Origin of the sequence: Pseudomonas japonica (assembly GCF_900188455.1) — a bacterium.
Classification (GTDB): Bacteria; Pseudomonadota; Gammaproteobacteria; order Pseudomonadales; family Pseudomonadaceae; genus Aquipseudomonas; species Aquipseudomonas japonica.
Genome location: NZ_FZOL01000002.1, coordinates 379,513 through 402,204 on the forward strand (window position 1 = coordinate 379,513; position 22,692 = coordinate 402,204).

At 65.7% G+C, this 22,692-nt stretch carries 24 protein-coding genes; 7 read left to right on the forward strand and 17 right to left on the reverse strand.

What is annotated here, in order from left to right; translation table 11 throughout:
* Window positions 1-105: 105 nt before the first annotated feature.
* Window positions 106-546 (forward strand): CBS domain-containing protein, encoded by a 441-nt coding sequence (locus CHB99_RS03990; protein ID WP_042121478.1) that lies wholly within the window; start codon window positions 106-108, stop codon window positions 544-546.
* A gap of 4 nt (window positions 547-550) precedes the next feature.
* Here the strand turns inward: CHB99_RS03990 and CHB99_RS03995 are convergent, their stop codons facing one another.
* From CHB99_RS03995 to CHB99_RS04030, 8 genes are all read right to left on the reverse strand, one after another.
* Entirely contained in the window at window positions 551-1,189 is a 639-nt protein-coding gene (locus CHB99_RS03995) for a hypothetical protein (RefSeq protein ID WP_042121480.1), read from the reverse strand.
* Between the two features lie 65 nt (window positions 1,190-1,254).
* The gene (locus CHB99_RS04000) at window positions 1,255-1,494 is read right to left on the reverse strand and encodes a DUF2789 domain-containing protein (RefSeq protein WP_042121482.1); all 240 of its coding nucleotides are present in this window, start codon (window positions 1,492-1,494) and stop codon (window positions 1,255-1,257) included.
* A 101-nt stretch (window positions 1,495-1,595) separates the two neighbouring features.
* Window positions 1,596-2,996 carry an efflux transporter outer membrane subunit gene (locus CHB99_RS04005; RefSeq protein WP_042121484.1) on the reverse strand — a complete coding sequence of 467 codons (1,401 nt, stop codon included), beginning with the start codon at window positions 2,994-2,996 and terminating at the stop codon, window positions 1,596-1,598.
* The gene (locus CHB99_RS04010) at window positions 2,993-3,868 is read right to left on the reverse strand and encodes an efflux RND transporter periplasmic adaptor subunit (RefSeq protein ID WP_042121486.1); all 876 of its coding nucleotides are present in this window, start codon (window positions 3,866-3,868) and stop codon (window positions 2,993-2,995) included. The genes CHB99_RS04005 and CHB99_RS04010 overlap by 4 nt, the downstream gene beginning before the upstream one ends.
* On the reverse strand, window positions 3,865-4,077 hold the full coding sequence (locus CHB99_RS04015) for a DUF1656 domain-containing protein (protein WP_042121487.1): 213 nt from the start codon (window positions 4,075-4,077) through the stop codon (window positions 3,865-3,867). The genes CHB99_RS04010 and CHB99_RS04015 overlap by 4 nt, the downstream gene beginning before the upstream one ends.
* The gene (locus CHB99_RS04020; RefSeq protein ID WP_042121489.1) at window positions 4,074-6,161 is read right to left on the reverse strand and encodes an FUSC family protein; all 2,088 of its coding nucleotides are present in this window, start codon (window positions 6,159-6,161) and stop codon (window positions 4,074-4,076) included. Before CHB99_RS04020 ends, CHB99_RS04015 begins: the two co-directional genes overlap by 4 nt.
* On the reverse strand, window positions 6,158-6,610 hold the full coding sequence (locus tag CHB99_RS04025; protein ID WP_170946357.1) for a MarR family winged helix-turn-helix transcriptional regulator: 453 nt from the start codon (window positions 6,608-6,610) through the stop codon (window positions 6,158-6,160). The genes CHB99_RS04020 and CHB99_RS04025 overlap by 4 nt, the downstream gene beginning before the upstream one ends.
* Before the next feature lie 195 nt (window positions 6,611-6,805).
* Window positions 6,806-7,627 carry a tetratricopeptide repeat protein gene (locus tag CHB99_RS04030; RefSeq protein WP_042121693.1) on the reverse strand — a complete coding sequence of 274 codons (822 nt, stop codon included), beginning with the start codon at window positions 7,625-7,627 and terminating at the stop codon, window positions 6,806-6,808.
* Between the two features lie 209 nt (window positions 7,628-7,836).
* On the opposite strand from CHB99_RS04030, the gene CHB99_RS04035 reads away from it, so the two are divergent.
* Window positions 7,837-8,841, forward strand: coding sequence for a helix-turn-helix transcriptional regulator (locus CHB99_RS04035; protein ID WP_042121491.1), 1,005 nt, complete (start codon window positions 7,837-7,839; stop codon window positions 8,839-8,841).
* A gap of 49 nt (window positions 8,842-8,890) precedes the next feature.
* Here CHB99_RS04035 and CHB99_RS04040 read toward each other — a convergent pair whose 3' ends face one another.
* The 6 genes from CHB99_RS04040 to dadA form a co-directional block, all read right to left on the reverse strand.
* A complete protein-coding gene (locus tag CHB99_RS04040; protein ID WP_084702525.1) occupies window positions 8,891-10,732 on the reverse strand; it encodes an acetyl-CoA hydrolase/transferase C-terminal domain-containing protein in 1,842 nt (613 codons plus the stop codon).
* 191 nt (window positions 10,733-10,923) lie between these two features.
* Window positions 10,924-11,328 (reverse strand): c-type cytochrome, encoded by a 405-nt coding sequence (locus CHB99_RS04045; protein WP_042121495.1) that lies wholly within the window; start codon window positions 11,326-11,328, stop codon window positions 10,924-10,926.
* Window positions 11,329-11,488: 160 nt separating this feature from the next.
* A complete protein-coding gene (locus tag CHB99_RS04050; RefSeq protein WP_042121497.1) occupies window positions 11,489-12,037 on the reverse strand; it encodes a cupin domain-containing protein in 549 nt (182 codons plus the stop codon).
* 106 nt (window positions 12,038-12,143) lie between these two features.
* Window positions 12,144-13,217 (reverse strand): alanine racemase, encoded by a 1,074-nt coding sequence (alr, locus tag CHB99_RS04055; RefSeq protein ID WP_042121499.1) that lies wholly within the window; start codon window positions 13,215-13,217, stop codon window positions 12,144-12,146.
* An 88-nt stretch (window positions 13,218-13,305) separates the two neighbouring features.
* Window positions 13,306-13,659: a RidA family protein gene (locus CHB99_RS04060; protein WP_042121501.1), complete on the reverse strand. Its 354-nt coding sequence runs from the start codon at window positions 13,657-13,659 to the stop codon at window positions 13,306-13,308.
* Complete coding sequence (dadA, locus tag CHB99_RS04065; protein ID WP_042121503.1) at window positions 13,631-14,932, reverse strand: D-amino acid dehydrogenase; 1,302 nt, start codon at window positions 14,930-14,932, stop codon at window positions 13,631-13,633. The genes CHB99_RS04060 and dadA overlap by 29 nt, the downstream gene beginning before the upstream one ends.
* Before the next feature lie 154 nt (window positions 14,933-15,086).
* On the opposite strand from dadA, the gene dadR reads away from it, so the two are divergent.
* Window positions 15,087-15,575 carry a transcriptional regulator DadR gene (gene dadR / locus CHB99_RS04070; RefSeq protein WP_042121505.1) on the forward strand — a complete coding sequence of 163 codons (489 nt, stop codon included), beginning with the start codon at window positions 15,087-15,089 and terminating at the stop codon, window positions 15,573-15,575.
* Between the two features lie 124 nt (window positions 15,576-15,699).
* Here the strand turns inward: dadR and CHB99_RS04075 are convergent, their stop codons facing one another.
* Window positions 15,700-16,053 (reverse strand): YkgJ family cysteine cluster protein, encoded by a 354-nt coding sequence (locus CHB99_RS04075; RefSeq protein WP_042121507.1) that lies wholly within the window; start codon window positions 16,051-16,053, stop codon window positions 15,700-15,702.
* Between the two features lie 113 nt (window positions 16,054-16,166).
* On the opposite strand from CHB99_RS04075, the gene CHB99_RS04080 reads away from it, so the two are divergent.
* Entirely contained in the window at window positions 16,167-17,444 is a 1,278-nt protein-coding gene (locus CHB99_RS04080; protein ID WP_042121509.1) for an NAD(P)/FAD-dependent oxidoreductase, read from the forward strand.
* 105 nt (window positions 17,445-17,549) lie between these two features.
* Complete coding sequence (locus CHB99_RS04085) at window positions 17,550-18,026, forward strand: hypothetical protein (RefSeq protein ID WP_042121510.1); 477 nt, start codon at window positions 17,550-17,552, stop codon at window positions 18,024-18,026.
* 2 nt (window positions 18,027-18,028) lie between these two features.
* On the opposite strand, the gene CHB99_RS04090 is transcribed toward CHB99_RS04085, so the two are convergent.
* Window positions 18,029-18,259 carry a DUF1127 domain-containing protein gene (locus CHB99_RS04090; protein WP_042121512.1) on the reverse strand — a complete coding sequence of 77 codons (231 nt, stop codon included), beginning with the start codon at window positions 18,257-18,259 and terminating at the stop codon, window positions 18,029-18,031.
* A 177-nt stretch (window positions 18,260-18,436) separates the two neighbouring features.
* Between CHB99_RS04090 and CHB99_RS04095 the strand changes: the two genes are divergently transcribed.
* Both CHB99_RS04095 and CHB99_RS04100 read left to right on the forward strand, forming a co-directional pair.
* A complete protein-coding gene (locus CHB99_RS04095) occupies window positions 18,437-19,867 on the forward strand; it encodes an aminotransferase-like domain-containing protein (RefSeq protein WP_042121514.1) in 1,431 nt (476 codons plus the stop codon).
* 57 nt (window positions 19,868-19,924) lie between these two features.
* Window positions 19,925-21,478, forward strand: a complete 1,554-nt coding sequence (locus CHB99_RS04100) for a phospholipase D family protein (protein ID WP_042121516.1) — start codon at window positions 19,925-19,927, stop codon at window positions 21,476-21,478.
* Here the strand turns inward: CHB99_RS04100 and CHB99_RS04105 are convergent.
* Complete coding sequence (locus CHB99_RS04105; RefSeq protein ID WP_042121518.1) at window positions 21,475-22,614, reverse strand: MFS transporter; 1,140 nt, start codon at window positions 22,612-22,614, stop codon at window positions 21,475-21,477. The two genes, CHB99_RS04100 and CHB99_RS04105, sit on opposite strands and share 4 nt — an antisense overlap.
* Window positions 22,615-22,692 lie beyond the last annotated feature (78 nt).

Below are 22,692 nucleotides of genomic sequence, written 5' to 3' on the forward strand. Positions count from 1 at the left end.
TTTCAATGGCTTTCATGCCGTAATCCGCCTTGCCCCTTCGCCCGCCGTGCACGATTCTTGAGGGTATCTGCCATTACCAAAACCACCCCATGCAGAGGGCCCGCAATGAAAACCGTGGCACAGCTATTGAAGTTGAAGTCGCAGCATGCGCAACAGGTCTACACCATCGCACCGCACCAGACGGTGCTCGAAGCACTGATGGTGATGGCCGAGAAGAACGTCGGCGCCCTGCCGGTGGTCGAGGGCGGTCAGGTGGTGGGGATCGTCAGTGAGCGCGACTACGCGCGCAAGATGGTGCTCAAGGGGCGCTCGTCGGTGGGCACCGAGGTCCGCGAGATCATGAGTTCGCCGGTGATCACCGTGGACTCGCACCAGAACGTGGAAACCTGCATGACCATGATGACCGACAGCCATCTGCGTCACTTGCCAGTGGTGGAGGATGGCCAACTGCTCGGCCTGCTGTCGATCGGCGACCTGGTCAAGGAATCCATCGCCGCGCAGGCCGAGCTGATTCGCCAACTGGAAGGCTATATCCGCGGCGATTGATCGCTCAGCGGTACTCGCCTTCCAGCTCATCGAGCTGATGATCGAAACTGCGCAACCGCGCCGACCAGGTGTACACCAGCACCTCCAGGTCGCGGTTGAGCACCGCGCCGCCGCGCCGCGAGCCCTGTTGCGAATCGCACAGGTCGAGCTGGTAGCGTTCGCGGGCCATGGCCGTCGCCACGCTGGACAGCTCACGGGCATTGTTCAGCCAGTGGCGGTGACGGTCGTGGATTTCATGATCGAGTTCCTGGCATTGCGCCTTCAGGGCTTCGAGACTGCGTTCCAGCGGCGTGCCCTCCAGCTCGCCCATGACTTCCTGGAAGGTGCGTCCCGGCTGCCAGTAGCTGCCCCAGAAGTACCGGTCGAAGACCGTTTCCACACGACGCAGGGCGACCTTGGTGTTCCAGATCGCCACCAGCGTACGCCCCTGCTCCAGCTGGCGGCGCCGCACCTTGAGCAGTTGCCAGCGAATCCACGCCAGCGCGCTCAGGGCGAGAGCCGCGATCAGACCAGCGGCGCCGTAGAGGAACTGGCGGGCCTGATCGAGCTGGTGAACTTCCCTGACCCCGTAGAAATAACCGGCGGTCAGCAGGCCCAGGGCGGTCACGGCAGCCCAGAAGCCAACGGCGTAGGGGTCTTTCATTGGCGCTTTCCCCTTGTTGTTTTTTCCTGAGCATAGCAACGCCAATGGGGGTCATGAGGTGCCGCTCAGCGTTTATTTCTGAGGGCCTCGTTGAGCTGGTCGACCATCACCACCCAGTCCGAATCCTCGATGAACTGGTCCTTGAGAAAGTCTCTCTGCGCCGTTGTCCAGAACGGCGCATCAACCAGCTTCACCTCGTTTTTCAGCGGCGAATGACTGGTGATGAACTGGTCGATACCTTGCGGATCGTCGGGCAGACCGAGTTGCTTGAACAGCTCGTGGAACTTGTGGTTGGTCAATTCCATGATTCACTCCTTGGGCTGGGCTACCGATGGATTGAGTGCCTCGGGGAGTGAAAGTTTAGGTGGAGATATGAGGTCTGGGGCCGCTTTGCCGCCCCAGACAGCTACCAGCCGCCCCCCAGGGCCAGGAACAAGCCGATCTGCCCCATCGCCACCTGGGTATTCGCGCTCGACAGCTGCGCGCGCATCTCGGTGTAGGTCCGGGTCGCCTCCAGATCGGCGAGGAACGATGCCCTTCCCGCCTGATAGAAGCGATGGGTCTGATCCGCCGCCAGCTTCGCCGAACGCTCCGCGTCCTGCAGCGCATCGCGCCGGTCCAGCAGCGCGCTGTACTGCGCCAGGCTGGTCTGGGTCTCGCGGATGGCGTTGAGCACCACTCCGTCGAAGTTCGCCAGCGCCGCCTGGGTGCTCGCCTCCGCCTCGCGGATCCGCGCCCGCGAGCCGTTGGTCGGTACGCTCCAGGTCAGCAGCGGACCGAAGCCCCAGCGGTTGGTCGCCGGCTTGCCGAGGTTTTCCAGGATACCGATGGTGCCCACCTGGGCGCCGATGCTGATGTCCGGGTACAACTGGCCGGTGGCCACGCCGATGGTCGCGGTGGACGCCGCGAGCAAGCGCTCGGCGCGGCGTACGTCGGGCCGGCGCTTGAGCAGCGCGGCACCATCGCCCACCGGCAGCAGCTGGGCGATATGCGGCAACTCGGCGCAATCGGCGGTGCCGGCCGGCAGTTGATCGACGGGCTTGGCCAGCAGCATCGACAGGGTGTACAGCCCCGCCTCCCGCGCCGCCTGGTAGCGCGGCAGCTCCGCGCGCAGCGACTTGAAGCGGGTCTCGGAACGGGTCACCTGGGTTTCGTCGCCGCGCCCGGCATCGCGCAGGCGCGCGGTCAGGCCGACGCTCTGCTCCTGCAGGTCCAGCGACTCGCGGGCGATGTGGTATTCCTCGTTGGCCGCACACACCTGGGTGTAGGCCCGCACCACGTCGGCGACCACGGTGATCCGCGCGGTATCCGCCGCGGCCTGGACCGCGTCGGCATTGGCCTGGGCAGCCTCGACACCGCGCTTGAGGGTGCCCCACAGGTCGAACTGGTACGAAGCGCTGAGGATCGCCTCACCGATATTCGCCACCGGCACTTTCTCCGGCAGCAGGAAAGCCTCGCCGGACTCCTGCAGGCGCTGCGCGCCGAGCTTCACGCCGCCATTGAAGCCGCCCTGGGCCTCGGCTTCCTCGACCTGGGCGCGGGCCCGGGCGATGTTGGCCGCGGCCACGCGCAGTTCGCTGTTGGCCGCCAGCGCCTGGTTGACCAGGCTGTCGAGCCGATCGTCGCGGTACAGCCGCCACCAGTCCTTCGGCACCGGCGCCGACACCACACTGTCGGCATCCGCGCGCAGCGAGCCCTGCAGATCGTCGCGGTTGAAAGCGGCCTGTTCCGGCAGGTGGTAATCCGGCCCGACCATCTGGCAGGCCGAGAGCATCAGGCTGAGGCCCAGCAGCGACAGCTTTTTCATTGCCGCGCGTCCTCGATGATCGACACCGTGGCGGTGCGTCCGGCGATCATGCGGAAGTCCGCCGGCACTTCGTCGAAGGCGATGCGCACCGGAATCCGCTGGGCCAGGCGCACCCAGCTGAACGCCGGGTTGACGTTGGGCAGCAGGTTGGCGCCGCTGCTGCGGTCGCGGTCCTCGATACCGGCGACGATGCTCTGCACATGGCCGCGCAGGCGGGTGTTGTCGCCCATCACGCGGATGTCCACGGCCTGGCCGATGTGGATGCCGGACAGTTTGGTTTCCTCGAAGTAGCCATCGACGTGGTACGACTCGCTGTCCACCACCGCCAGCACCGGCCGCCCGGCGCTGACGAACTCGTGGGCACGCGGGGCGCGGTCGTTGAGGTAGCCATTGACCGGACTGCGCACCACCGAGCGATCGAGGTTCAGTTGCGCGGCGTCCACCGCCACCTGGGCCTCGTCCAGCGCCGATTGGGCACGTGCCTGGCGCGACTGGCTTTCCTCCAACTGCTCGGCGGCGACCAGGTTGCCCAGGCCCTTGTTGCGCTTGGTTTCACGCTGCGCCTGGGCCAGGGTTTCCTGGCGTTCGGCCAGGGTCGCCCGGGCCTGGCGCAGAGCCAGGCGGAAGCGGTCCTGGTCGACGGTGAAGAGCACGTCGCCGCGCTTGATCGGCTGGTTGTCGCGCACCGCGACCTCCTGGATCAGCCCGGAAACGTCCGGTGCTACCTGGATCACGTCGGCACGGATGTGCCCGTCGCGGGTCCAGGGAGCGAACATGTAGTACAGGACCATCTGCCAGACCAGCACGGTCGCCAGGGTCACTACCAGCAGCGTCAGGACCACACGGCCCAGGGTCAACATAGGTTTTTTCATGGCAGCATCAGGTTTCGGCAAAAGTGGTCGACCGCGCCGAGCAGCACGGCATAGAGGGCAACGTTGAACAGCGCCCGGTGCCAGACCAGACGGTAGAAATGCAGGCGGTTGAGCACCGCGTGGATGCCGAGGAACAGCACGTAGCTGGCCAGCATCATCACCAGCAGCGTGGGCAGGAATACCCCGCTGATATCCAGTTCACCGATCACACGGGTGCTCCATCGAGGCCAAAGGGCAGTTGCGGTGGGTCGGTCGGCTCCAGTACCACCTCGACACCCGGCAGCAGTGCCAGGCGCAGGCCGCTCAGGGCGTGCAGCAGGTGCGGACGGGCATCGCCGTGGCCCTCCATGGCCTGCAGATTCAGGGCACGCCGGGCCAGCTCCATGTTGCCGAGCAGCGCGGGCGAGGCGTGCAGGCGTTCACCGGCGTCGAGGCAGGCCTGGAAGTGTCCGCCGACGTCTTCGATCACCCGCTCCAGCGCCGCCCGCGGTTGCGCCGCGGCGCGCGGCAGGTAGGCCAGCAGGTCGAGCAGGTTGAGGCCCACGCGCAGATCGCGCAGGGCGCTGCCGCTGTCCTGGCCGGTCTGGCTCAGGCGCGGCAGGTGCTGCATCAGGCGGTCGAGCATCTGCACGCCGAGGTGGCGATGCTCGGCCAGGGTCGCTGGCCGGGTCATGCCGACGATGTCGCACCAACTGAAGCGGGTCAGGCGCCGCGTCGCCAGCTCGACGCCGAACGGGCGCATCACCAGGGTCCAGATGAAGGCGAACAGCAGGCCCACGGGGCCAGCGATATTGGCGTTGATGAACGCCAGGAAATCCGCGTCGTAGGCGCCCTGGATGCTGATGAACGACGCCGTGTTGACGATGGTCAGCAGCGTGCCCAGGTAGAAGCGCGGCTGCACGGTGAGGGTCCCGACGCAGATGAACGGCACGGCGAAGGCCAGCACCAGCATGGGGAAGTCGTGCAGGTTCGGCAGCACCAGGAACAGGTACAGGCTGGCGAACACCACCGACAGGGTGGTCCAGAAGAAGAACCGGTAGATCTGCGGCGCCGGGTCGTCCATCGCGGCGAAGAAGCTGCAGGCCACCGCCGCGAGGATCACCGCGCTGGCGCCGTCGGCCCAGCCGGTGAGGATCCACAGGGCGATCGCGGCGATGATCGCGGTGAAGGTGGAGAACACCGAATAGAGCATCAGGCCACGGTCGAAGAACGGCGTCAGCCGACCCAGCCGCCAGTGCCGGTACACCGCGCGCCAGGGCGACAGGTCCTCGCGGGCGATGGCGTGCTTGAGGCTGCAGCAGTCCTGCCACAAATCGATCCACTCACCCAGGCGGTACAGGGCGTTGGACAGCAGCAGGCCGGGGCGTTCGTCGAGTTCGGCAGCACTGGGCTGCAGACGTTCGAGCTGCTCGCGCAAGGCCGACCAGCGCGCCACCGAGGCATCCTCGGCGCTGGCCTGCAGCCATTGCCGACTCTGCTCCAGCAGGCCCTTGAGCGCTTCGGCCTGCTGTGGCGCGCGACCTTCGAGGGCGAGCAAGGCATCGTCGAGGGCATCGATCACCGGCAGCAGGTGGATCATGCGCCCGCGCAGCTCACCGGCGTTCTTCACTGTCTGCGGCCGCGCGCCTTCGTGGGACAGCTGGCCGATCATCATTTCCAGCGAGTTGAAGGTGGTCACCATCGAGGCGCGCAAGCCGCCGATGTTGTCGGCGTTGGCATTGCGAGCGAGAAAGGTGTCGCTGTAGCGGATCGCCTCGGCGAACCAGTTGCCGGTGGCGCCGACGAACACCGGGGTCAGCCGCCGCGGCCAGAAGATCGCGCCGACCACCGCCGCGCAGACGATACCCAGGCAGATTTCCTGGGCCCGCGACGAGGCGATATCGAACACCGCCAGCGGGTTGTCCACCACCGGCAGGGCGATCATCGGCAGGGTGTAGCCGGCCAGCATCAGGGTGTAGCTGTTGGCCGTGCGCAGATGCAGGGAGAGAAACAGCAGGGTCGCGGTCCACAACGCCACGGCAATGGTCAGCAGCACCGGTGCCTGCACCAGCAGGGGCACGAGGAATACCGCGCCGGCCGCGCCCAGCAGCGTCCCCACGGCGCGGTACAGCGCCTTGGAGCTGGTGGGACCGACGAACGGACTGGAGACGATGTAGACCGTCGCCATCGCCCAGTAGGGCCGCGGCAGTTGCAGGAGCAAGGCGATGTACAGGGCGATCATCGACGCGGCGAAGGTGCGCACCCCGTAGAACCAGTCACGCGCCGGCGGCATCGAGCTGAAGAAGCCGTTCACAGCGGCAGCACCGGTGAACGCTGGGCCGCCTCTTCGAAGGCTTTCACCACGCGCAGGGCGGCCTCCAGGTCGGCGGCGGGGATCGCCTTGAGCACATCGCGGCGCAGGCGCACCAATTCGCCCTCGATGGCTTCGGCCAGCTCGCGGCCCTTGTCGGTCAGGCACAGCGCCTTGGCGCGGCGGTCACCCGGGTCTTCGCTGCGACGGACGTAGCCGGCGTTGCACAACTGATCGAGCAGACGCACCAGCGACGGGCTCTCCACCCCCACCGCCTGGGCCACCGCGACCTGATGCACACCGTCGCCGAGACGCAGGATCATCAGCAGCGGCACCGCGCAGGCTTCGCTGACACCGAAGCGCGCCAGAGTGGTCTGGCAGATGCGTCGCCAGTGGCGACTGGCCGCGACCATGCCGCTGCTGGTGTTCATTTGGAGGGCGTCGAGAGTCATAGGCAGGTGTCGTGAATATATTCATAGTTTGCTAACTATCTATATTCTTCCATCCCACAGAATGCGTCAAGCACTGCGCCCCCTGTAGGAGCTGGCTTGCCTGCGAAGGACCGCAAAGCGGTCCCAGACCTCACCGCTATCTGGGACCGCTGCGCGGTCCTTCGCAGGCAAGCCAGCTCCTACAGGGCCACCACATCAAGGCCTTAGCTGATCCTCCAGCTTCATCGTCAGCGCCAGCGGGCTGCCCAGTCCGATCGCCTGGTCGCGCCAGAACAGGTAGCGCAGTTCGTTGCCCCCCTCCTGGAAATGCACCGCCAGTTCCTCGGCCGCCTGCACCACTCCGGCCACCGCCGCCAGTTCCAGCCAGTAGACCCCGGCCCGGCTGTCGGCAGGCATCTGCTGTCCATGCAGCAGCCGATACCCGGCTTCGAAACGACAACGCGCATCACCGCGCTGAGCGCCGCGCAGAAACCATTCGCAGGCCAGCCCCAGGTCCACACACCAGGGATTGGGCTCTTCATCGCTGTCGCAGGTTTCTTCTTCGTAGAGATCGCCCAACGCCGCCGCGGCCTCCGCCAGCCCGGCCTCGAAAGCGTGACGGTAGTACTCGGCGGCGCTGGCATAGGAGATGTTCACCCCCTTGCCGAAGTAATACTGCTGACCGAGGTTGAACCAGGCCACGGCGCTGCCCTGCAACGCCGCCATGCGCAGCAGATGCCCGGCCAGCACCGGGTCGGCGCGCCAGTAGCGGCCATTCAGCCAGATCCAGCCCAGGTCGTTGAGTGCCGCCACGCTGCCCGCCAGGGCCTGCCTGCGCAGGTCGGCATAGACCCCCTGCAGGTCCGGGGCCTCGTCCAGCAGGCTGACCAGGCTGAAGCTTTCGCCCAGCGCCGCGCGCTGCGCCGGCATGCCCACACCGGTGTACAAACGCCGTACATGCACGCGCGAGGGTGCGGAGATGACACGCTCTGGCAGCAGGCGCCCGAGCAGAGAATAGATATTGCTGGCAGCAGACATGTTCATCCTCATTGAACCGCCCTCCTTCTTGGAGTCCTTGTGGGCGATGAGGCTTGATTTTGCGCAGCGTCACGACAAAACCTGTCGCATACGCGTTCGTCGGGGCAATTCACCGGTTCGTCCTTGAAGTGGATAAATTAATGGCAAATTGCCATATCATGTCGCGGACTTCGCGCGACCGCCGCAAGCCTAGACAAGGACTCACCGTTTTGCCCTCCGCCACCACCCGCTCCACCCTCAGCCGTCAATGGGAACTGCTGCGCCAACTGCCCAGCCGCTCTCCCGGCATCACCAGCGCGGAACTGGTGATGCGTCTCAAGGACGCCGGTTTCAGCATCAGCAAGCGCAGCATCGAGCGTGACCTCAACGAGCTGTCGCTGATCTTCCCGCTGGAGCGCAACGACCGCAGCATTCCCTACGGTTGGTATTGGGCCGCGAATGCCTGCGTGGAGTTGCGTGGCCTGAGCGTGAGCGAGGCACTGAGCCTGGCGCTGGTGGAAGAAGCCGTGCGCCCGCTGCTCCCCGGCAGCATGCTCAAGGGCCTGGATGCGCGCTTCGCCCATGCGCGACAAAAGCTCGAACACCTGTCGGCGCAGAACAAGGCGGCGCGCTGGCTGGACAAGGTCGCCAGCGTGCGCCCGGAAATGAACATGCGCGCCCCCGAGGTGCCGGACAGCATCCTCGAGACCGTGCAGAAGGCGCTGCTCGAAGAACACCAGTTGCAGTGCCTGTACTACTCGGCGCACAACGACCGCACCGTCGAGCTGACCCTCAACCCGCTGGCACTGATCCAGCGCGGCCAGGTCGCCTACCTGATCGCCACGGCGCAGCCGTACAGCGATATCCGTCAGTTCGCCGTGCACCGTTTCCGCCAGTTGAGCGTGCTCGACAGCCCGGCCCAGGGCCTGGACGACTTCGACCTGCACAGCTACCTGCGCAGTGACGCCCTGCAGTTCGGCAGCGCGGAGAAGATCGAGCTGCGGGCCTGGATCAGCGACAACCTGGCCCGCCTGGTGCGCGAGACGCCGCTCTCACCCGACATGCAACTCACCGACCTGGCCCACGGCCACCGCCTGCAGGCCACGGTCAGCAACAGCTGGAGCCTGCGCTGGTGGCTGCTGAGCCAGGGTGACGATCTGGTCGTCGAGCAACCGCCGGCCTTGCGCGAGCTGATCTCGCAAACCCTGAGCAAGGCGGCGGCGCAGTACCGTTAGCACTGCATGTCGGGGCGCCGAACCGCAGCGATGAGGACAGGACAGGCAATCAAGCAGTTGCCTGCAACCCCGCCAGCAACAACCGCTGGTAGATTTCCTCCTTCAACCCTTCCGGCTTCTCCAGCCCCATCCTCGCCAACTGCGCCGGCCAGGCCTCCGGCGGCGGGGCATCCAACGCCGCCTTGCCCAGCTCCAGCACCTCGCTCAACTTGAACTTGCTCTTCAACCAGTTCAGCGCGCGCAACAGATCGCGCTCTTCGTCCGTGAAGTCGCAGCCCAGCGGATACTCCGGAAACAGCCGCCCGTGCCGGCCTCGAACCGCCTCCAGGCGCTGCGGGGTGTTATCGCGATAGCGCCCATCCAGGACGAAATCCGCCGCCAGCTTGCCCGCCTTCCGTGCCTCGGCCTGCAACTGCGGCTGGAAGCGCGAATCGCTGATCGCCAGCAGCCGCGCGATCACCTCGGCATCGGTCTGCCCACGCAGATCGGCGATGCCGTACTCGGTCACCACCACATCGCGCAGGTGCCGGGGAATGGTGCAGTGGCCGTAGTCCCAGACGATGTTCGAGTTCACCTCGCCGCCCGCCTCGCGCCACGAACGCAACAGCAGGATCGAGCGCGCGCCCTCCAGCGCATGGCCCTGGACCACGAAGTTGTACTGGCCGCCAACCCCGCTGAGCACCCGCCCGTCTTCCAGCTGGTCGGCCACGGCGGCGCCCATCAGGGTCATGCTGAATACCGTGTTGATGAACCGCGCATCGCGGCGTTGCAGGCGCTTGAGCGACTCCTGGCCGTACAGCTCGTTGATGAAGCTGATCGCGCTCATGGCGATGCGACCGCGCATCGCCATCGGCAGCTCGCGCAAGCGCTGGTAGAACGCCTGCGGACCGAGGAAGAAACCGCCATGCACCAGCACGCCGTCGTCGCTGTCCGGCGCACCGTCGAGGGCCGCCTGCTGACGCGCTTCGTCGGCATACACCGGACGCCGCACGACCCCCGCCTCCAGTAGCGCCAGCAGGCCGTTGACGAACATCTCGCTGCAGCCGTAGAGCCCATCGGCGAACGGCATCACCCCGCCTTCGCGCTCGATCAGGCGCTGCCACGGCGACAGATCCAGATCGCCGAGCAGGGCCTGATAACCCGGATTGTCCGCCTGCCGCGCCAACAGCGCCGCGGCCAGGGCATCGCCCATCGCGCCGATGCCGATCTGCAGGGTGCCGCCGTCGCGCACCAGGGCGCTGGCGTGCAGGCCGATGAAGTGGTCCTGGGTGCCCACCGGCATGTTGGGCGTGGAAAACAGCCGGGTACGCTCGGGCGGGTCGATCAGCAGATCGAAATCCTCTCGCGCCAGCTCGGCGGTCCCGGGCATGTAGGGCAGTTCGGTATGCACCTGGCCGAGCAGCAGGATGGTTTCACCCGCGGCGCGACGGCGCTGGATCATCGGCAGCAGGTCAAGGGTGATGTCGGGGTTGCAGCTCAGGCTCAGATGATCGGGACGCGAAGGGTCCTCGGCGACGATCTGGGCGATCAGGTTCAGGCCCTTGGCGTTGATGTCCCGCGCCGCATGGCTGTAGTTGCTGCTGACGTAGTCCTGCTGCGCCTGTGCGCTGTGCAGCAGGCTGCCCGGCTGGAGAAAGAACTGCTCGACGCGGATGTTCGCCGGCAGCTGGCTGGCGCGCAGGTCGTGGAGGAAATCCAGCTCCGGATAATCGGCGAAGACCCGTTCGACGAAGGGTTCGAGAAAGCGTCGCTGCAGGCCGTCACCCAGCTCGGGGCGACCGAGGCACAGCGCCGTGTAGATCGTCAGCCGTCGCTCCGGCAACGCACGCACCCGCGCGTACAACGCGTTGACGAACCGGTTGGGCTTGCCCAGCCCCAGCGGCAGGCCCATATGGATATGCGCCGGCAATCGCGCCAGTACCTGGTCCACTGCTTCCTCGATCGAAACCTTGCGCACGTTGTCGTCTCCCCATGGTGGCCGTTGCCTGAAGACTGGACCGGACGGATGTACGAATTACTGCACAGTAGCCCAGAAACGACGAAGCCCGCGCAAGGCGGGCTTCGGTGCGGCAGTCGCGCGGCTTACAGGCCGGACATCTTCTTGATGGCGCCTTTCAGGTCGTCATCCGAACAGTCGGCGCAGGTGCCTTTCGGTGGCATGGCGTTGATGCCGGTGATCGCCTTGGCGAGGATGCCGTCCAGACCACCCTGGTGGTCGGCGCGCTCTTTCCAGGCCGCGGTGTCGCCGACCTTCGGCGCGCCCAGCAGACCGGTGCCATGACAGGCGTTGCAGTGCTTGGCGATGATTTCATCCGGGGTCTTGGCAGCGCCGCCGCCAGCGGAGGCCGCCACTTCCATGCCCTTGCATTCCTGACCCTGGACGCAGACCTGGCCGACCGGCTCCAGGCGTTTGGCGATGTCGTCGTTGGTCGTAGCCTGGGCACTGACCGCCCAAAGGGCCACTACGGTAGCTGGTATGGCCAGCATTTTCTTGATTGGATTCACACGTACACCCTCATGGTGGCTAGTCACGCCCGCGGCCACGGATTCGCAGGCGGCGCAAGTATAGCGGGAACCCTGACTCGCCGAAACAACCCTATTAAGTAAAGGGGTTTATCCGCGACAATCAGCCGCGCCACCCTCCGTGTCAGAAGTTCGCGGGGGTGGCCGCGCTGATCAGCCTGGCCGGCTCATCGTAGGGGTTGCGAAAACGGTGCGGCTTGGTGCTTTCGAAATAGTAGCTGTCGCCCGCTTCGAGGATGAAGGTTTCCAGGCCCACCACCAGTTCCAGCTTGCCTTCGAGGAGGATGCCGGTCTCTTCGCCATCATGGGTGAGCATCTCTTCGCCAGTGTCGGCGCCCGGCGGGTAGATCTCGTTGAGGAAGGCGATGGCACGGCTCGGGTGACCGTTGCCGACCAGCTTCATGGTTACCGCGCCGTCCGAAATGTCGATCAGTTCGTGGGCCTTGTAGACGATCTGCGTCGGGTTCTGCGGCAGCAGGTCCTCGGAGAAGAACTCCATCATCGACATCGGAATGCCGCCCAGCACCTTGCGCAGCGAGCTGATCGACGGGCTTACGCTGTTCTTCTCGATCATCGAGATGGTGCTGTTGGTCACGCCCGCGCGCTTGGCGAGCTCCCGCTGAGACAGGCCCTTGAGCTTGCGAATGGCTTGTAGTCGTTCACCGACGTCCAAAGCTGGAGCCCTCCTGAAGAACGAAATGGGGTCGAAATGTGCGCCATCATCGCAACAGCGTTCAGTATTTACAACACTTCGACCCGCAGCTCGTCAGCAATGGCGCTCACTCTCCGGTATAGACCAAGGGCACTCGACGCAGGTTGCAGAAGATCTGGTAGGGGATGCTGCCGGCCTGGGTCGCCACGTCGCTGGCGAGGACGTTCTTGCCCCACAGCTCCACCGGGCTGCCGAGACCGGCTTGCGGGACGTCGGTCAGGTCGATGCACAGCATGTCCATCGACACCCGGCCGATCAGCTGGCTGCGCTGGCCCGCCACCAGCACCGGCGTGCCGGTGGGCGCGTGGCGCGGATAGCCGTCGGCGTAACCCATGGCGACCACGCCGACCCGGGTCGGCCGCGGGCTGACGAAGCGCGCGCCGTAGCCCACCGGCTCGCCGGCCGCCAGTTCGCGCACGCTGATGACCTTCGACTCCAGGGTCATCACCGGCTGCAGGCGCTCAGCCTCGGCCTGTGCGGTCTCGAACGGTGTCGCACCGTACAGCATGATGCCCGGGCGCACCCAGTCGCTGGGGACCTGCGGCCAACCCAGGACCGCCGGCGAATTGCGCAGGCTGACCTCGGCCTTGAGGCCCTGGCGCGCCGCCTCGAACACCGCGACCTGCTCGTTGCTGGCATTGCTGTCCAGTTCGTCGGCACGGGCGAAGTGGCTCATCAGCACGATCTTCGACACCTTCCCACTGCCCTGCAGACGCTGGTACGCCGCCTGGTAGTCGCGCGGATGCAGGCCGACGCGGTGCATGCCGCTGTCCAGCTTCAGCCAAACCTGGATCGGCCTGGCCAGGCTGGCCTTCTCGATCGCTTCCAGTTGCCACAGCGAATGCACCACGCACCAGAAATCATGCTTGACGATCAGCTCCAGTTCGCTGGCCTCGAAGAAGCCTTCGAGCAGCAGCACCGGCGCCTTGATCCCCACCTCGCGCAGCGCCAGCGCCTCTTCGATGCAGGCCACGGCGAAGCCGTCGGCCTCGGCTTCCAGGGCCAGGGCGCAGCGCACCGCGCCATGCCCGTAGGCATCGGCCTTGATCACCGCCAGGGCACGCGCCCCGGACAGCTGGCGGGCGAATCGGTAGTTGTGACGCAGCGCTTGGAGGTCTATCAGGGCACGGGCGGGACGCATGACGGCAGCCTTCTGGCAGTCTGTTTGGAATAAAAGGCCCGGTGCCGCAACGACCTGTAAGCCAGGGCACCGGGTGAAGAGAGGAACGTTACGAGAGCGCGGCGACCACCGACATTTCGACGAGGATCTCCGGCTCGCAGAGCTTGCTTTCGACCGTGGCCCGGGCCGGCGCGACGCCCTTGGGCAGCCACTTGTCCCAGACCGCGTTCATGCCCTGGAAGTCGGCATCGATGTCCTTCAGGTAGATGGTCACCGAGAGCAGACGGGTCTTGTCGGTACCGGCCAGGTCCAGCAGGCGTTCGATATTGCCCAGCGTCTCGCGGGTCTGCTGCTCGATCCCGGCGTTCATGTCGTCACCCACCTGGCCCGCCAGGTAGACGGTGCCGTTGTGGACGACGATCTGACTCATGCGCTCATTGGTGAGCTGGCGCTGGATTGCCATGCTTGGCGGTCTCCTGGTGGTGTCCGTAACGGGAAATGTCGAGGCCTTCGGCGCTGATCTGCGGTTTCTTGCGCGCCATCAGGTCGGCCAGCAGACGCCCGGAACCACAGGCCATGGTCCAGCCGAGGGTACCGTGGCCGGTGTTGAGGAACAGGTTGCGGAACGGCGTGGCACCGACGATCGGCGTACCGTCCGGGGTGGTCGGACGCAGGCCGGTCCAGAACTCGGCCTGGCGCAGGTCGCCGCCAAGAGGATAGAGATCGTTGACGATCATCTCCAGCGTTTCGCGCCGGCGCGGGTTCAGCGACAGGTCGAAACCGGCGATCTCGGCCATGCCGCCGACGCGGATGCGGTTGTCGAAACGGGTGATCGCGACCTTGTAGGTCTCGTCGAGGATGGTCGAGGTCGGCGCCATGTCCGGGTTGGTGATCGGCACGGTCAGCGAGTAGCCCTTGAGCGGGTACACCGGGGCCTTGATGCCCAGCGGCTTGAGCATCTGCGGCGAATAGCTGCCCAGGGCCAGCACGTAGCGGTCGGCGGTTTCCAGCTTGCCGTCGATCCACACACCGTTGATGCGGTCGCCGGCGAAGTCGAGGCGCTGGATGTTCTGGCCGAAGCGGAACTCGACGCCGAGCTTGATCGCCATCTCCGCCAGGCGGGTGGTGAACAGCTGGCAGTCGCCGGTCTGGTCGTTGGGCAGGCGCAGGGCACCGGCGAGGATATCGGAGACATTGGCCAGGGCCGGCTCGACCCGGGCGATGCCGTCGCGGTCCAGCAGCTCGTAGGGCACGCCGGCCTGTTCGAGGACAGCGATGTCCTTGGCGGCGTTGTCGACCTGGGCCTGGGTGCGGAACAGCTGGGTGGTGCCGAGGGTGCGGCCTTCGTAGGCGATGCCGGTTTCGGCGCGCAGTTCGTCGAGGCAGTCGCGGCTGTACTCGGACAGGCGGACCATGCGCTCCTTGTTCACCGCGTAGCGGCTGGCGGTGCAGTTGCGCAGCATCTGCGCCATCCACAGGTACTGGTCGACGTCACCGGTGGCCTTGATCGCCAGCGGCGCGTGGCGCTCCAGCAGCCACTTGATGGCTTTCAGCGGCACGCCCGGCGCGGCCCACGGCGAGGCATAACCCGGCGACACCTGGCCGGCGTTGGCAAAACTGGTTTCCATGGCCACCGCCGGCTGGCGATCGACCACCACGACTTCGAAACCTTGCCGGGCCAGATAGTAGGCACTGGCGGTTCCGATCACACCGCTACCAAGTACCAGAACGCGCATGTTGTTATCCCTCGAGGCGGCGCACCGCCACAATTTTGTGAATGGCATGAATGCGCGCAGTGTAAAAAACTCGAGGCAGTGCATTTCACTATATAAAAACCTATATTTGGCGAGAATTCTCGGCAAAGTCGGCTTTTACAAAGGGGCATCCACTATGAGAACCCAGCACCAAAGCAAGCGCGAGCTGGACAAGATCGACCGCAACATCCTCCGTATCCTGCAGACCGACGGGCGTATTTCCTTCACCGAACTGGGCGAGAAGGTCGGCCTGTCGACCACGCCGTGCACCGAGCGGGTCCGCCGCCTGGAGCGCGAGGGCATCATCATGGGCTACAACGCCCGGCTCAACCCGCAGCACCTCAAGGGCAGCCTGCTGGTGTTCGTCGAGATCAGCCTGGACTACAAGTCCGGCGACACCTTCGAGGAGTTTCGTCGTGCCGTGCTCAAGTTGCCTCACGTACTGGAATGCCACCTGGTCTCGGGGGATTTCGACTACCTGGTGAAAGCGCGGATTTCCGAGATGGCCTCGTACCGCAAGCTGCTCGGCGACATCCTGCTCAAGCTGCCGCATGTACGCGAGTCGAAAAGCTACATCGTGATGGAAGAGGTGAAGGAGAGCCTGAACCTGCCGATTCCGGACTGAGCATCAACGGCGGCCCCTCAAAACTGTAGGAGCGGGCGTTGCCCGCGAAAGGACCGCAAAGCGGTCCCCTATCACGCTGTCATGAGGGACCGCTGCGCAGTCCTTTCGCGGGCAACGCCCGTTCCTACACCAGCACCTGCCGAGTCGTGGCAATGAACTCGTGCACCAACCGCTCCGCCCCCGGATCGATCATTTCCTCCGGTCCCCGCCCGCGCGGGCACGGCAGGCGCAGTGTGGTGCCGAACAGGCGGCAGATCAGCGGCCGCTCCTCGTACACCGTGCAGCCCTGCGGGCCAAGGTGCACACAGTTGAGCTCGGCCAGCGCCGCCTCCTGCTCCTCGGCGCTCTTGCGCGGCAGGCGGGCCATTTCCTCGGAGGACGTGGTCACCGGCCCGCAGCAGTCATGACAGCCGGGCACACATTCGAACGAGGGAATCTGCTCGCGCAGGAAACGGATCTTGTGGCTGTTGCAAGCCATGGCGCGGGACCGCAAGGAAAGAAAGACCGCCATTTTGCCTGACGGTTGCCCGCCCGTGAAAGCACGGCCTATGCTGCGCCGACGTCAGAACACACTCATCCAGGACACCGCCTATGCACACCGCTTCCTACTACGCCGCCAGCAGCGCCCCACAGCCGGATTATCCAACGCTGGCCGGCGAACAGCGCTGCGACGTCTGCGTGGTCGGCGGCGGCTATTCCGGCCTGAACACCGCCATCGAACTGGCCGAGCGCGGCTTCAGTGTGGTCCTGCTGGAAGCGCGCAAGGTCGGCTGGGGCGCCAGCGGGCGCAATGGCGGGCAACTGATTCGCGGCGTCGGCCACGGCCTCGAACAGTTCGAGCCGGTGATCGGCGCCGAGGGCGTGAAACAGATGAAGCTGATGGGGCTGGAAGCGGTCGAGATCGTCCGTCAGCGGGTCGAGCGCAACGACATTGCCTGCGACCTGACCTGGGGCTACTGCGACCTGGCCAACAAACCCCGCGAATTCGCCGACTTCGCCGAGGAAGCCGAAGCCCTGCGCGCCCTCGGCTATCGCCACGAACTGCGCCTGGTGCAGCCACAGCAGATGCACACGGTGATCGGCTCGGACCGCTACGCCGGCGGTCTGGTCGACATGGGCTCCGGTCACCTGCACCCGCTGAACCTGGCCCTGGGCGAAGCCGCGGTGGCGGCAAAACTGGGGGTGCGCCTGTTCGAGCGCTCGCCGGTGACCCGCATCGACTACAGCACACAAGTGAACATCCACACCGACCGCGGCAACGTCCGCGCCGCAACCCTGGTGCTGTGCTGCAACGCCTACCTCAACGACCTGAACCGCGAACTGGGCGGCAAGATCCTTCCCGCCGGCAGCTACATCATCGCCACCGAACCGCTGGACGAAGAACGCGCGCGACAACTGCTGCCGCAGAACATGGCGGTCTGCGACCAGCGGGTGACCGTGGATTACCTGCGTTTGTCCGCCGATCGCCGCTTGCTGTTCGGCGGTGCCTGCCATTACTCGGGACGCGATCCGCGCGACATCGGCGCCTACATGCGCCCGAAGATGCTCAAGGTCTTCCCGCAACTGGCCGATGCACGCATCGACTTCCAGTGGGGCGGCATGATCGGCATCGGCGCCAACCGCCTGCCGCAGGTCGGGCGCCTGCGCGAACACGCCAATGTCTATTATGCCCAGGCCTACGCCGGCCACGGCCTGAACGCCACGCACCTGGCCGCACGCCTGCTCGGCGAGGCGATCAGCGGCCAGCAGAGCGGACGCTTCGATCTGTTCGCCAAGGTGCCGCACATCACCTTCCCGGGCGGCAAGCACCTGCGCTCGCCGCTGCTGGCGCTGGGCATGCTCTGGCATCGGCTCAAGGAGCTTGTCTGACCCCGGCTACCTGATATTTCTGCCAGTTTCGGCGAAGTTACCCCGCTCTTATCCTTTGAATACTTGAAAAGCCATTTTCAAGTATTCAACCAAGGAGCAGGCACCATGAACTTCATCAAGAACGGAAGCTTCGAATCCGGACAACTGGCGCCGTGGGTCGTGGATTTCGGCGACGCGGACAAGGTCGTCATCGCTGACAACCATGCGGTGCTGTTGCCGGTGGGCACGCAAATCCGCCAGGCCATCGATCCGGCCGAGATCGGTGACCTTGAAACCCTGGTGTTTCGCGTCAGGGCCCGCGCCGCCATGGTCGAGTCAGCCGAGGTGCTGAAGGTCAGGTCGCGTTTCCGCTTCGGCATCCGCTGTTTCTACAGCACCCAACCGGGCGGCACCGTGCTCGATTTCGACGCCAGTGGCGGCCTGCAAAGCTTCCAGGCACATGACCAGTTGATCACGTCCGTACCGTTGGTCGCCATGGAAGTGATCTGCTGGGTGCTACCGAACCCGGCGAGCCCCGAACACGACTTGCGGGACATCTGGTTCACCGGGTTCGAGCTGATGTCGGGTGCGCATATCCCCTGAACTCAAGACCGCCAGAACGGCTTGAGCCCTTCCTCGACCGCATCCCCCCGGCTAAGGCCGATATCCTTCAGTTGCGCGGGCGTCAGTTCCAGCAGTGCCCGCCGGGTTTCCCAGCGATGCCGCCACAGGCGCAGGGTGCCGATGAACCGTGGCGCGCGCAGCCTGGCTTCGCGCTGAGCCCGCTCCAGTTCGCTGCCATACAGTTTCACGCGCACATCGCTCAGGCCGTTCATCACATCGTCCTCCAGGGTTGGTAAACCGTGGAGAAAGCATGCGCGCGTAGGAAATTTCGTTACAGATTCAACGGATCAGAATTTTCTTCATACAGATTTCTTCATTTCTCCTCTGAATGATGTATTTTTCCGAAATCTGTACTGGTTCAATCCTACGGAGCTGCCTGGAGTATGAGCATGACCCTCTACGTCAACCTTGCCGAACTGCTGGGCGCCCGCATCGAGCAGGGGCTCTACCGTCCCGGCGACCGTCTGCCCTCGGTGCGCGCCCTGAGCCTGGAGCACGGGGTCAGCCTGAGCACCGTGCAGCAGGCCTATCGTCTGCTGGAGGACAACGGCCTGGTGGCGCCGCGACCGAAGTCCGGCTACTTCGTACCGCAGCACCGCACCCTGCCCGCCCTGCCGGCGATCGGACGTCCCGCCCAGCGACCTGTGGATATCTCCCAGTGGGAGCATGTCGTGGAACTGGTGCGCAGCTCGCCGAACAAGGACGTGGTGCAGCTCGGTCGGGGCATGCCCGACGTCACCGGCCCGACCCTCAAGCCGCTGTTGCGCAGCCTCGCCCAGCTCAGCCGGCGCCAGGACATGCCGGGCCTGTACTACGACACCATCAGCGGCACCCCGGCGCTGCGCGAGCAGGTCGCGCGCCTGATGCTCGACTCCGGCTGCACCCTGAGCGCCAACGACCTGGTGATCACCACCGGCTGTCACGAAGCCCTGTCGGCCAGTATCCGCGCGGTGTGCGAGCCGGGCGATATTGTCGCGGTGGACTCGCCGAGCTTTCACGGCGCCATGCAGACGCTCAAGGGCCTGGGCATGAAAGCCATGGAGATCCCCACCGACCCGCTCACCGGCATCAGCCTCGAAGCCCTGGAACTGGCCCTAGAACAATGGCCGATCAAGCTGATCCAGGTGACCCCGACCTGCAACAACCCGCTTGGCTACGTCATGCCCGAGGCACGCAAGCGCGCCCTGCTCAACCTGGCCCAGCGCTTCGACGTGGCGATTCTCGAAGACGATGTGTATGGCGACCTCGCCTACACCTACCCGCGACCGCGCACCATCAAGTCGTTCGACGACGACGGCCGCGTGCTGCTCTGCAGCTCCTTCTCCAAGACCCTGGCCCCAGGTCTGCGGATCGGCTGGGTGGCGCCAGGGCGCTACCTGGAACGGGTGCTGCACATGAAGTACATCGGCACCGGCAGTACCGCGACGCAGCCCCAACTGGCCATCGCCGACTTCATCGAAAGCGGCCATTACCAGCCGCATCTGCGCCGCATGCGCAGTCAGTACCAGCGCAGTCGCGACCAGATGATCGACTGGGTCACCCGTTATTTTCCCGCCGGCACCCGGGTCAGCCGGCCCCAGGGCAGCTTCCTGCTGTGGGTCGAACTGCCGGAGCAGTTCGACACCTTGAAACTCAACCGCGTGCTGCTCGAACAAGGCGTGCAGATCGCCATGGGCAGCATCTTCTCCGCCTCCGGCAAGTACCGTAACTGCCTGCGCATGAACTACGCGGCGGTGCCCACCCCGGTCATCGAAGCGGCGGTGCGCAAGGTCGGGGAAAATGCCATTCGTCTCTTGGCGGAGGAAGCGAACGCCGGGTAACGTTCCGCTGTTCAACGCGGTCTACAGTTCATCTGCCCGCGATCACGGAATGCTCATTTGACCAGCCACCGGCGTCTGCCCCTGTTGCTCACCCTGCTGCTGACCCTGGGCGGCTGCGCCAGTGTCGACGTGCCGCGCGACGTCAGTCAGGCGCTGCCGGCCAGCCAGTCGGCGTTCGGTCGTTCGGTGCTGCGCCAGGCCCAGGCCTACGACGGACGCTCCGGTTTCCGCCTGCTGCCCAACAGCAACGAGGCCTTCCGCGCCCGCGCGGAGCTGATCCGCCACGCGCAGAGCAGCATCGACCTGCAGTACTACATCGTCAACGACGGCCTGAGCACCCGCGCCCTGATCCAGGAACTGCTGGTGGCCGCCGACCGCGGCGTGCGCGTGCGCATCCTCCTCGACGACACCACCAGCGATGGCCAGGACGGCCAGATCGGCGTGCTCGCCGCCCATCCGAACATCCAGATCCGCGTGTTCAACCCGCTGCAACTGGGCCGCGCCACTGGCGTGACGCGAACCATGGGGCGCCTGTTCAACCTGTCGCGCCAGCACCGACGCATGCACAACAAGCTGTGGCTGGTGGACAACAGCATGGCCATCGTCGGCGGGCGCAACCTCGGCGACGCCTATTTCGACGCCGAGCCCAACCTGAACTTCACCGACATCGACCTGCTCGGCGTCGGACCGGTGGCCGAACAGCTCGGGCACAGCTTCGACCAGTACTGGAACAGTGCCCTGAGCAAGCCGATCGGCGATTTCCTGTTCACCCAGCCCACCCTCGACGACCTGCATGCCAGCCGCCAGCGCCTGGAAAAATCCCTGGCCGAAGCCCGTGCGCAGAACCGCAAACTGTATGAACGGCTGATGGCCTGGCAGACCCAGCCGCGCCTGGACACCTGGCGCAACGAACTGATCTGGGCCCATGCCCAGGCGCTGTGGGATGCACCGAGCAAGGTGCTGGCCGACGACGAGCCAGACCCGCAGTTGCTGATGACCCGGCAACTGGCCCCGGAGCTCAATGGCGTGCGCAAGGAACTGATCCTGATCTCGGCCTACTTCGTGCCACGCAGGGAAGGCCTGCTGTACCTGACCAGCCGCGCCGATGCCGGGGTTTCGGTGAGCCTGCTGACCAATGCCCTGGAAGCCACCGACGTGCCGGTGGTGCACGGTGGCTACGCGCCCTATCGCCGGGCCCTGCTGGAGCATGGGGTGAAACTCTTCGAACTGCGCCGCCAGCCTGGCGATCCAGGCCAGCCGCGCTATCGCCTGAGCGGCGGCTCGGACTCCAGCCTGCACAGCAAGGCGATCGTCTTCGACCGGCGGAAGACCTTCATCGGCTCGTTCAATTTCGATCCCCGCTCGGTGCTGTGGAACACCGAGGTCGGCGTGCTGGTGGACAGCCCGGAGCTGGCCCAGTACACCCGCGACCTGGCGGTGCAGGGCATGGCGCCGGCGGTGGCGTACCAAGTGGAATTGCAGGACGGCAAGCTGGTGTGGGTCACCGAGGACCATGGCCAGCGCCGCGTGCTGAGCACCGAGCCTGGGGGCCTGTGGCGACGCTTCAATGCGTGGATCGCCAAGGCGGTCGGGCTGGAGAAGATGCTTTAGGCGGCCGCCTCCTCGAACGCCCGCGGTCGCCGCGCCAGCAGCACCAGGATCACCGCCCCGATGGCCATGAACCACGGCAATGCATGTCCGCTCAGCCACTGGCTGCCTGCCCCGGCGGCCAGCGGTCCGATCAGGCAACCGATGCCCCAGAGCTGCGCCACATGGGCGTTGGCCCGCACCAGGGCGTCGTCGCGATAACGCTCGCCGATGAGGATCAGCGACAGGGTGAACAGCCCGCCCGCGCTGGCCCCGAACAGCACCCACAACGGCCAGATCAGCGACGTCTGCAACAGCAGCGGAATCATCAGGCTCGACAGCGCCAGGGTCACCGCGCAGCCGCTGAACAGCGCGCGCCGCGACATGCGGTCGGCCAGCGCACCGATCGGCAACTGCAGCACGGCATCGCCGACCACCACGGTGCTGACCATGAACAGCGCCACCTCCGCGGTGAATCCCTGTTGCAGGCAGTACACCGGCAGCAGGGTCAGGATCATCGCCTCGAAGGCGGCGAACAGGGCGATGGCCCAGGCGATCACCGGCAGGTTGCGGCAGAAGCCGAACAGATCGCGAAACGTCACACTGGCCGCCTCGGTGCTCGGCGCACCGCCGCGGCCGAACAGCAGCAGCGGCGAGACCAGCAGCAGGCCGACGCCGATCCAGAAGCCGAGGTCGTCTTCCGCACCGACCACGCCCAGCAGCAAAGGCCCGGCCAGTTGGCTGAGGGCGTAGCTGCTGCCATACAGGGCCACCAGGCGACCACGCCACTGCTCGATCACCAGTTGGTTGATCCAGCTTTCACCGAGGATGAACACGATGGTCAGGACCATACCGATGAGCAGACGCAGGACCAGCCACACCGGATAGCTGGGCAGCAGCGCCAGGGCGCCGATGGACAGCGCGCCACCCCACAGGCACAGACGCATCAGCCCCGGCGTACCGAAGCGCGCAGCCAGGCGACTGGCCAGGCTGGCGCCGCAGAGCACGCCAATGGCCGGCATCGCCGCCATCACACCGATGGCGAAGCTGCCATAGCCCCAGCTCTCCAGGCGCAAGGACACCAGCGGCATGCTGACGCCCAGCGCCAGACCGACGCTGAGCACCGCGGCCAGGACGGCGAAGTAGGTCCCCCAACGCATGTGTTACTCCTTCATATGAATTGGGGCCGCTTTGCGGCCCTTCGTGAGCAAGCTCGCTCCTACAGAGTTCGGCGCAAT